Origin of the sequence: Aquabacterium sp. (assembly GCF_035476535.1) — a bacterium.
Taxonomy (GTDB): domain Bacteria; phylum Pseudomonadota; class Gammaproteobacteria; order Burkholderiales; family Burkholderiaceae_C; genus Pseudaquabacterium.
In genome coordinates this window covers 1-9,483 of sequence record NZ_DATILJ010000337.1, presented here as the reverse complement: position 1 = coordinate 9,483, position 9,483 = coordinate 1, and the positions used below count along the sequence as shown (strand labels likewise).

10 protein-coding genes are annotated in these 9,483 nt (G+C 68.4%); 4 read left to right on the top strand and 6 right to left on the bottom strand.

The annotated features are described in order from the left end of the window. The 3 genes from VLK61_RS32225 to VLK61_RS32215 all read right to left on the bottom strand — a co-directional run. Positions 1 to 1,071: ABC transporter permease (locus tag VLK61_RS32225; RefSeq protein WP_325427867.1), on the bottom strand; the 1,071-nt coding region annotated here is incomplete at its 3' end. Between the two features lie 18 nt (positions 1,072 to 1,089). Continuing rightward, a complete protein-coding gene (locus VLK61_RS32220) occupies positions 1,090 to 1,779 on the bottom strand; it encodes an ABC transporter ATP-binding protein (protein ID WP_325427865.1) in 690 nt (229 codons plus the stop codon). 26 nt (positions 1,780 to 1,805) lie between these two features. Beyond that, positions 1,806 to 3,101 (bottom strand): efflux RND transporter periplasmic adaptor subunit, encoded by a 1,296-nt coding sequence (locus VLK61_RS32215; RefSeq protein WP_325427863.1) that lies wholly within the window; start codon positions 3,099 to 3,101, stop codon positions 1,806 to 1,808. 170 nt (positions 3,102 to 3,271) lie between these two features. Between VLK61_RS32215 and VLK61_RS32210 the strand changes: the two genes are divergently transcribed. After that, positions 3,272 to 3,856, top strand: a complete 585-nt coding sequence (locus tag VLK61_RS32210; RefSeq protein WP_325427861.1) for a LysE family translocator — start codon at positions 3,272 to 3,274, stop codon at positions 3,854 to 3,856. A gap of 5 nt (positions 3,857 to 3,861) precedes the next feature. Here the strand turns inward: VLK61_RS32210 and VLK61_RS32205 are convergent, their stop codons facing one another. Next, positions 3,862 to 4,086: a hypothetical protein gene (locus VLK61_RS32205; protein ID WP_325427859.1), complete on the bottom strand. Its 225-nt coding sequence runs from the start codon at positions 4,084 to 4,086 to the stop codon at positions 3,862 to 3,864. A gap of 168 nt (positions 4,087 to 4,254) precedes the next feature. On the opposite strand from VLK61_RS32205, the gene VLK61_RS32200 reads away from it, so the two are divergent. From VLK61_RS32200 to VLK61_RS32190, 3 genes are read left to right on the top strand one after another with little or no spacing between them, the layout of a single operon-like run. Next, complete coding sequence (locus VLK61_RS32200; protein WP_325427857.1) at positions 4,255 to 5,007, top strand: endonuclease/exonuclease/phosphatase family protein; 753 nt, start codon at positions 4,255 to 4,257, stop codon at positions 5,005 to 5,007. Next, positions 5,004 to 6,263: a cardiolipin synthase ClsB gene (clsB, locus tag VLK61_RS32195; RefSeq protein ID WP_325427855.1), complete on the top strand. Its 1,260-nt coding sequence runs from the start codon at positions 5,004 to 5,006 to the stop codon at positions 6,261 to 6,263. The genes VLK61_RS32200 and clsB overlap by 4 nt, the downstream gene beginning before the upstream one ends. Continuing rightward, a complete protein-coding gene (locus VLK61_RS32190; RefSeq protein WP_325427853.1) occupies positions 6,260 to 7,252 on the top strand; it encodes a lysylphosphatidylglycerol synthase domain-containing protein in 993 nt (330 codons plus the stop codon). The genes clsB and VLK61_RS32190 overlap by 4 nt, the downstream gene beginning before the upstream one ends. A gap of 18 nt (positions 7,253 to 7,270) precedes the next feature. On the opposite strand, the gene VLK61_RS32185 is transcribed toward VLK61_RS32190, so the two are convergent. Next, on the bottom strand, positions 7,271 to 8,317 hold the full coding sequence (locus VLK61_RS32185) for an ABC transporter substrate-binding protein (protein WP_325427851.1): 1,047 nt from the start codon (positions 8,315 to 8,317) through the stop codon (positions 7,271 to 7,273). Positions 8,318 to 8,328: 11 nt separating this feature from the next. Next, a complete protein-coding gene (locus VLK61_RS32180) occupies positions 8,329 to 9,462 on the bottom strand; it encodes an NAD(P)/FAD-dependent oxidoreductase (protein WP_325427849.1) in 1,134 nt (377 codons plus the stop codon). Positions 9,463 to 9,483 lie beyond the last annotated feature (21 nt).

Here is a 9,483-nt window from a genome sequence, read left to right as displayed (position 1 = left end):
GCCCAGCGTCCAGCTGCCGGCGCCGACCGAGGGCAGGTTCAGCATGCCGCCGCTGCCGGCGCTGACCACCGGGATGATGGCGCTGGCCAGCAGCAGGCCGACCACGCCGCCCAGCAGCAACAGCAGCACTGATTCGGCCAGCACCATCATCAGCACGCTGGTGCCGGAGAAGCCGATGGTCTTCAGCACCGCGAGTTCGCTGGTGCGTTCACGCACCGCCTGCATCATCGTGTTGCCCGACAGCAGCAGCAGCGTGAAGAACACCGCGCCCATGATCGAGCCGACGATCAGGCCGATGTCGGCCAGCTGCTTCATCCACGACGCGGTGGCGGCCTGCTCGGTCTGCGTGCGGGTCTCGTGGTCGGAATTGGCCGACAGCGCGTCGATCGCCTTGGCCACGCGGTCGGCCTGGTTCACATCGGTCACGCGGGTGACGTACCAGCCGACCTGGCCCTGGTTGTAGGGCGTGGTCTCGTCGAAGTATTTCCAGTTCAGCAGGAACATCTGGTCGAAGAAGCCGCCGGTCTTCTTGTCGGTGGCATGCAGGATGCCGACGATCTGGAACGACCAGTTCTTGCTGCCGCTGCGGTCCGGGAAGATCTGCGATTGCAGCGGGATCTGGTCACCGACCTTCCAGTTGAAGCGCTTGGCCAGCTGCTCGCCGATCAGGGCGCCGGTGCGGGTGTCGGCGAAGGCCTTGCGTTCGGCCTCGCTCACGCTGACCTCGGGAAACAGGTCCAGGTAGTTCGGCGCCACCGCGAAGGTGAAGACCTGGTTGTGCGGGTCCTGGTAGGCACCGCCGAACCAGTTGGCAAAACTCACTGCCTTGACGCCGTCGACCCGCAGCATCTGCGCTTGCAGCGACATCGGCAGCAGCTGGATGAACGACAGCTTGGAGCCGGTCTGCAGCCGCGCCGCGCCGTTGGCGCTTTGCCCGGCCTGGGTGAAGGAGGTGCGCACGGCATCCAGCAGGCCGAACAGCAGGAAGGCCGCGATGATGGACACCAGGGTCAGGATCGTGCGGGTCTTGCGCCGGAACAGCGCCGCCCAGATCAGGTGCAGGTATTTCATGGCCGCCCCTTTTGTTCGCTAGCTCACCGCGGCCTGCTCGACCAGGCTGCCCTTGTCCAGGTGCAGCGTGTGCTTGGCGTAGTCGGCGGCCTTGGGGTCGTGGGTCACCATCACCACGGTCTTGCCGTGGTCGCGGTTCAGCGCGCGCAGCAGGCCCAGCACGTCTTCGGCCGATTGGCGATCCAGGTCGCCGGTGGGTTCGTCGCAGACCAGCAGCGCCGGATCGGAGACGATGGCCCGCGCGATCGATACGCGCTGTTGCTGGCCGCCCGACAGCTCGGTGGGCTTGTGCGCCGCACGGTCGGCCAGGCCGACCAGCTGCAATGCAATGCCGGCGCGCTTGCGGCGTTCGCTCGCCGAGAGCTTGGTCAGCAGCAGCGGCAGCTCGACATTGCGCTGCGCTGACAGCATCGGCATCAGGTTGTAGAACTGGAACACGAAGCCGACGGTGGCTGCGCGCCACTTGGCCAGCGCGCCGGCGCCGAGCTGGTCGATGCGCTGGCCGCCGACGCTGATGCTGCCGCCCGAGGGCAGGTCCAGCCCGCCGATCAGGTTCAGCAGCGTGGTCTTGCCCGAGCCCGACGGGCCCATCAGCGCCAGGAAGTCGCCCTGTTCGACATCGAGCTCGATGTGGTGCAGCACTTCCACCTTCTGCTTGCCGCGCTCATACACCTTCGACAGGTCGCGGATCTCGATCAGTCTGGCCATGGTGTTCCTTCGTTGTCGGCGCGTGGTCAGCGTGCCTCGTTGTCGATGCGGAGCTCGGTGCCTTCGTGCAGCGTGGCCGGCGGCGACAGCACCACGCGCTCGCCGAGCTTCACGCCGTCCGGCAGCAGCTTCATCGTGCCCACATCCTGCGCCGCGGGCTTGACGGGGCGTTGCTGCGCCTTGCCGTCGATCACGACGAAGACCACGCTGCGGCCGTCGCGCTGGGCCAGGGCCTGCGCCGGCACCAGCACGCCCTTGGGCGCCTGCTTCGCAGCCGCGGGATCGGGCTTGGAGCCGAGGAAGGACACCCGCACGCCCATGTCCGGCACCATGCGTGCATCTTTCTGCTCCAGCGCCACGCGCACCTTCACGGTCGCCTTGCCGCGGTCGGCGGTGGGCACGATGGCCAGCACATGCGCGGGCACTTTCCAGTCGGGGTAGGCATCCAATACCGCTTCGGCCGGCATGTCGGCTTTCACCTGGCCGATGTAGGCCTCGTTGACATCGACGTTCACTTCCAGCGAGTCCATGTCGACGATGGTGCCGACGCCGGTGCGCGTGAAGCCGCCGCCGGCCGACAGCGGCGAGACGATCTCGCCGACCTGCGCTGCCTTCACGGTGACCACGCCGGTAAACGGCGCGCGCACGATGGTGTAGTCGAAATTCACCTGGGCCTGCGCCAGCTGCGCGCGTGCGGCATCGGCCTCGCGGCGGCGCGCTTCGAGCATCGCCGCCGCCGCGGCGACGGCGGTGCGCGCCTGCTCGGCCGCCTGCCGGGTGCTCATGCCGCTGGCGGCCAGTTCAGTCTGCCGCCGTGCGTCGGCCTCGGCCTGCGCCAGCTGCGCCTGGGCCTGCGTGGCCTGGGCCTGCACCGCCAGGATATTGGCCTGCGCGACGTTGAGGCCGGCGCGCAAGGCGCTGTCTTCGAGCCGTGCGATGACCTGGCCCTTCTGCACCTTGTCGCCTTCTTCGATCAGCACCTGGGTCAGCGTGCCGGTGATCTGCGTCGACACGGTGGCCTGCCGGCGCGCGGTGATGTAGCCGGTGGCCTGCAGTACCGCGGCGGCGTTGCTGCCGGCGCCCGGCGCCACGGCGAGAGCCGTTTGCACGGCCGCCGGCCGGCCGGCGATGAACCACCAGGCGCCTGCGCCCGCCAGCAGCGCCAGGACGAACACGCCACCCACGACCACCGGCCACCGCCGGCGCGTGCCGCTGCCATCGTGATCGCGCTCATGGTGGTCGATGCGCAGCTCGTTCAACAGATTCGCGTCGATGTCGCGTTCCTCCAGACTTGCCAGCCCGCCTGCCTTGGGGCGGGCCATCATACAAGCCGAGCCAGCCAGATCGCCCCGGCCGGATGCCGGTCATCCCACGCGCTAGGCTGCTGGCACGACCGATACAGATGCGGCGCCGAGACGCCGCGTCTGTACCTTGGCGGCCGCGGCGGCGCTGCGTACGCTGCAGCACATTCCAGCTTCCCGATGCGATCGCCGTGACTGAACTGCTGCCCTTGATGACCTACTGCTTCGTGATGTCCAGCACCCCGGGGCCGAACAACGTGATGCTCACCGCCTCCGGCGCGAACTTCGGCTACCGCGGCGCCTTGCCGCAGATCATGGGCATCAACGTCGGCGGCTTCATCCAGACCTTCATCACCTGCCTGGGCCTGGGCGTGCTGTTGGCCGGCCACCCCACGGCGCAGATGCTGCTGCGGGTGGCGGGCGCGCTGTACCTGATCTACCTGGCCACGCGGCTGGCGGGGGCTTCGGTGGGCCCGGCGCGTGCGCCGCTGCCCGTCACGTTCTGGCAGGGCGCACTGTTCCAGGCCATCAACCCCAAGAGCTGGGTCAAGGCCATCACGCTGGCTTCGGTGTTCATGCCGGCCGGCATGGGTGCGGTGCAGGGGGCGCTTGTGGTGTCGGTCATCGGCCTGGCGATCGGCTTTCCGTGCATCTCGATGTGGGCGCTGTTCGGCGTGGCCATCCGCCGCCTGCTGGCCGACCCGCGCAAGCAGCGCGCCTTCAACTGGCTGATGGCCGGCACGCTGGTGGTGCTGGCTCTGTCCTTCCTGCGCTGAGCGGCTCAACCCTCCTGGGTCTGGCGCTTCGCGCATTGCGCCGCGGCTTGTTCGGGCGGCAGGGCGTGCGAGGCAATGAACTCTTCGATGGCCACCTGAACCACCTGCTCGGCCGTGAGGTCCATCCGCCGTGGCGCCAGGCGGGCCGCGAAGATGCGCATCCAGTCGACCGGCGTGTCGTCGGTATCGGGCGCGGCCCGATCGACTTGATTCAACGGGGTGGCTGACATCGCACTCTCCTGAGTCAATCCGATGTCAGTGTCAGCGGCGGCGTTTGCGCCGTCTGTCGGCCGATTCCGACGCGAAGTGTCAGCCGATGACGCGACCCGTCCTGCAGTCGCTCATCGGGGAGGGGCCGCCCATCCGCAGCGGGCATGTCGGTTGCCGGAAGCCTGGGAATGACACTCACCATCCTCACCGTCAACCTGCACAAGGGCTTCGGCGCTTTCAATCGGCGCTTCGTGCTGCATGAACTGCGCGACGCCGTGCGCAGCGTCTCGGCCGATGTCGTGTTCCTGCAGGAAGTGATGGGCGAGCACGAACTGCATGCCGCCAAGGTGCCCGGCTGGCCCACTGCACCGCACTACGAATTCCTGGCCGACACGCTGTGGACCGATTTCGCCTACGGCCGCAATGCGGTGTACCCGGCCGGCCATCACGGTAATGCGCTGCTGTCGAAGTTCGTCATCGTGCGGCACCAGAACCACGATGTGTCGGTGGCCGGGCTGCATGATGTCGCGGAACGTCGTGGCCTGCTGCACGGTGTGCTGCAGCTGCCCGGCGGCGGGCGTGAACTGCACGCGATCTGCGTGCACCTGGGGCTGCGTGAATCGCACCGCAGCTTGCAGGTGCAGGGCCTGTGCCGGCTGATCAACGGCTTGCCGGACGATGCCCTGGTGGTCGTTGCCGGCGATTTCAACGACTGGCAACAGCACGCGCACGAGCCGCTGCGCCGTTGTGCAGGCCTGCAGGAAGTGTTCGTGCAAGCCCACGGCTCTGCCGCGAAGACCTTTCCCGCGCGCTGGCCGCTGCTGCGGCTGGACCGCATCTACGTGCGCGGCGCCAGCGTGCAGCGGCCGGTGGTGCTGCCGCGGCGGCCGTGGTCGCACCTGTCCGACCACGCACCGCTGGTCGCGGAGATCCGGCTGTGAAGCCCGAACCCTGGATCGGCGGCAACCAGCTGCAGCTGCTGGAGAACGGCGAAGAATATTTCCCCGCCGTGTTCGGGGCGATCAGCAGTGCGCGGCACGAGGTGCTGATCGAGACCTTCATCCTGTTCGAAGACAAGGTCGGCCTGGCCCTGCATGCCGTGCTGGTGGCTGCCGCCCGGCGCGGTGTGCGGGTGGACCTGACGGTCGATGGCTTCGGCTCACCCGCGCTGTCGTCGGCCTTCGTCGACGAGCTCACCGCCGCCGGCGTGCGGCTGCATGTCTTCGACCCGCCGCCGCGGCTGTCGCGGCGCCTGCAGCCGTTTCGCCGCCTGCACCGCAAGATCGTCGTCGTCGATGGCGAGGTCGGCTTCGTCGGCGGGCTGAATTATTCGGCCGATCACCTGGCCGACTACGGACCGCAGGCCAAGCAGGACTATGCGGTGATGGCCCGCGGCCCGGTCGTCGAGCCCCTGCGCCGAGCGGCCTACCAGCTGATCGACCGCCATGCGCCCCCCTCGCCCATGCCCCACCCGGCGGCGACGGGTAGCGCGCAGGCCCAGGTGGTGATCCGCGACAACCAGAAGCACCGTGACGACATCGAGCGCATCTACCGCCGCGCGCTGCACGCGGCGCAGCGCGAAGTGATCATTGCCAATGCCTACTTCTTCCCGGGCTACCGGCTGCTGAAGAGCCTGCAGCGCGCCGCGCGGCGGGGCGTGCAGGTCCGGCTGATCCTGCAAGGCCAGGCCGCGGACACGGCCTGGGCCACGTTCGCCGCGCGCATGGTCTACGACCGCCTGATCGAGGCCGGCGTGCGCATCTACGAATATTGCGAACGGCCGATGCACGGCAAGGTGGCGCTGGTCGACGACGAGTGGTCGACCATCGGCTCCAGCAACCTCGATCCGCTGAGCCTGTCGCTGAACCTCGAGGCGAACCTGGTGATCCGCGATCGCGATCTCAATGCGCAGCTGCGCCAGAAGCTGACGCCGCTGATGCAGCAGCAATGCCAGCGCGTGCGCATCGAGCAGACGGCCGCGCGGCGCTGGTGGTGGCGGCTGGGCGTGGGCTACCTGGTGTTCCACGCGATGCGGCATTTCCCGCGCTGGGCCGCCAACCTGCCGCCGCACCGGCCGCGCGTGGTGCCGGCGGCCGACAGCACACTGGTCGTTGCCGCGCCGGCCGGTGAAGCGGTGCAAGCCTGGCAATGGCAGGCCGATGCCGCACCGGCGGCGGCCGGAGGGCTTGGCCCATGAGCGTGGCGTCGGCACTTCGAAAACCCACGCGCAAGCCCGTCCTCGCGCGGCGGCCGGCGCAGCGCTCGCACCGGCTGGCCACCGCCTTCAGCGTCGTCTTCGGCGTGGCCGTGCTGGGGCTGATCGCCTGGGTGGCGCGCAAGGTGGAATGGACCCAGGTGCTGAGCGCGCTGCAGGCCCTGCCGGCCGGCACCCTGGCCGCCGCGCTGGGCGTGGCGATGCTCAGCCACCTGATGTACAGCAGCTACGACCTGATCGGCCGCGCCTGGACCGGCCACAACCTGCCGCTGCACCAGGTGATGAAGATCACCTTCGTCAGCTATGCCTTCAACCTGAACCTGGGTTCGATGGTCGGCGCCATCGCGATGCGCTTCCGCCTGTATTCGCGGCTGGGGCTGGCCCACGACCAGATCGCCCGCGTGCTGGCCCTGAGCCTGATCACCAACTGGCTGGGCTACGCCGCGCTGGCCGGCGGCGTGTTCCTGCTGCGCCTGCTGGCACCGCCGCCGGAGTGGACCGTCAGCGCCGCGGCCTTGCAGGTCTTCGGCGGCGTGCTGTGGTTGCTGGTGGCTGGCTACCTGGCGTTTTGCGGGTTATCGGCAGGACGCCGCTTCACCGTGCGGGGCCACGTGTTCGTGCTGCCCTCGCTGCGCATTGCGCTGCTGCAGCTGGTGCTGTCCTGCATCAACTGGCTGGTCATCGCCGGGGTGCTGTACCTGCTGCTGCAGCGCACGCTGCCGTATGCACAGGTGTTGCCGGTGTTCCTGGTGGCGGTGGTGGCCGGCCTGATCGTGCGCATTCCCGGCGGCCTGGGCGTGCTGGAGGCGGTGTTCGTCGCGCTGCTGTCGCCGCCCATGGCCCAGTACACCGTGCTGGCCGCCTTGCTGGCCTACCGGGCGATCTACTACCTGCTGCCGCTGCTGGTGGCCACGGTGATGTACTTCGTGCTGGAGGCCAAGGCGACCAAGGGGGCCAAGGCGGCGCGCTGAGGGCGCAATGAGGGCGCCTCAGCGCTCCACCGTCTTGTTCCAGCGCGCATTCCATTCCGGCCGCAGCGCATTGATCGCATCCCAGTCCAGCGTCACCACGGTCTTCATGTAGCCCTTGAAGCGATCGACCGTGGCCTGCGCATTGGCATTCGACGTAGTGGTCTTCAGGTTGGACGGGATCTGGTTGCCGAACTCCAGCGCCGCGGCCTGGGCCTGCGGCGTCAGCAGGAATTCGGCGAGCTTCTGCGCCATCGCCGGGTTGCTGTTATTGGCCACCACGCATTCGGCCACCATCAGCAGCACCGAGCCTTCCTTGGGCTGCGCGTACTCCATCGGCACGCCGCGCGCCTTCTGCGTGGCCACGCCGGTGGGGGTCAGCGGAAAGATCGCCGCTTCGCCGTTCTGCACCATCTCCGAGAGCTTGGCCGAGCTCGGGATGTACTCCAGCACATTCGGGCCGATGGTGCTGGCCCACTTGCTGAAACCGGGCTCGACGTTGTTGTCCTTGCCGCCCTGGATGCGGTTGAACATCAGGAAGCCATGCAGGCCGAAGGTGCTGGCCGGCAGCGACTGGAACACCACCTTGCCCTTGTACTTCGGGTCGGCCAGGTCCATCCACGAAGTCGGCGGCGCCCACTTCTTCTCGTCGAACATCTTCTTGTTGTAGGCAATGCCGGTCATGCCGACATTGACGCCGGCCGCCATGTCGCCGGCCATGCGCGCGGTGGGGTACAGGTCCTTCAGCACTGGCGAGTCAGTGAGCTTGCTGCACAGACCCATCTTGATCGCGCGCACCATCACGCCATCGTCGAGGAACATCACGTTGACCGGCGGCTTCTCCTTGCTGGCCTGCACCTTGGCCAGGATGTCCGACGAGGTGCCCGGCACCACCACCACCTTGACGCCATGGATCTTCTCGAAGGCCGGGAACACGTACTTGGTGTACGAGCGCTCCATGTCGCCGCCGTTCATGCCGATGTAGAGCGTCTTGTTGTCCTGGGCCTGCGCACCGGCGGCGGCCAGCAGCGCGGCAGTGGTGATAGCACGTGAAATCATCGTGGACATGATCAGTCCTTTCAGGGGGTGATGAGAGAGGGAACTTCGGTGAAACGGGAAAGGGCGAACGGTTCCAGATCGATGCCGCAGCGGCCGTGATGCACCAGCTCGGCCAGCAACTCGCCGACCGCCGGCCCGGTTTGGAAGCCGGCGCCGCAGAAGCCGAAGGCATGGATCAGGTTCGGCGTGCCCGGGCTGGGCCCGATGACCGGCTGGTGGTCCGGCAGCGAGCCTTCGACGCCGCTCCAGAAGCGGATCACATGCGCGTGGGCCAGGGCGGGGAACAGCTCGGCCATGCGCTGGCATAACTCTCCGATGGCCTTGGCAGTGGGCGTGGCATAGAGCGTGCCGTTCGGCGCGCCGCGACTGCCGCCCATCACGCAGTTGCCGCGGGCGGTCTGCCGGCCGTAGATGCCGCCGCCTTCGACGCCGACGTTGACGTCCATGAAGTGCGGCACCGCTTCGGTCACCGCCATGCCGGGGTTGATGGTGGTGAGCGGTGCGCTGTCGCCGAAGCGCCGTGCGATGTCCAACGACCAGGCGCCGGCGCAGTTCAGCAGCCAGCGGGATGACACCTCGACTGAGCGGCCATCGCCGAGCACGAAGCCGCTGCCGGTGTGGGCGACTTCGGTGATGTTGCATTGCTCGAGCACGCGCGCGCCAGCCGCACGTGCGGCGCGCGCGAAAGCCGGCGACACCAGGCGCGGGTTGGCATGGCCGTCCTCGGCGCAGAAGGATCCGCCGATCGCCTGCGCGCCGGCCCAGGGGTAGGCGCGCCGGAACGCGGCGCCGCTGCTCAGCGCCAGGTCCAGGCCATGCTCGCGCACCACGTCGGCATAGGCTTCGAGGCTGGCCATGTCGGCCTCGGAGCGGGCGATCTTCAGGTGGCCGGACTGCAGGTATTCGCCATCGATGCCGATGTAGTGCGACAGCCGCGACCAGATCTGGCGCGCACGCAGCGCCAGCGGCAACTGCGACACCGCGCGGCCCTGCGTGCGCACGCCGCCGTAGTTGACGCCGCTGGCCGCCGCACCGCACAGCCCACGTTCGAGCAGCACCACCGACAGGCCGAAGCGCCGCAGGAACAGCGCGGCCGCGCTGCCGACGATGCCGCCGCCGATGATCGCGACGTCGGTGGACAGCTTGTCAATCATCCCGTTCCTCGAAGGGCACGG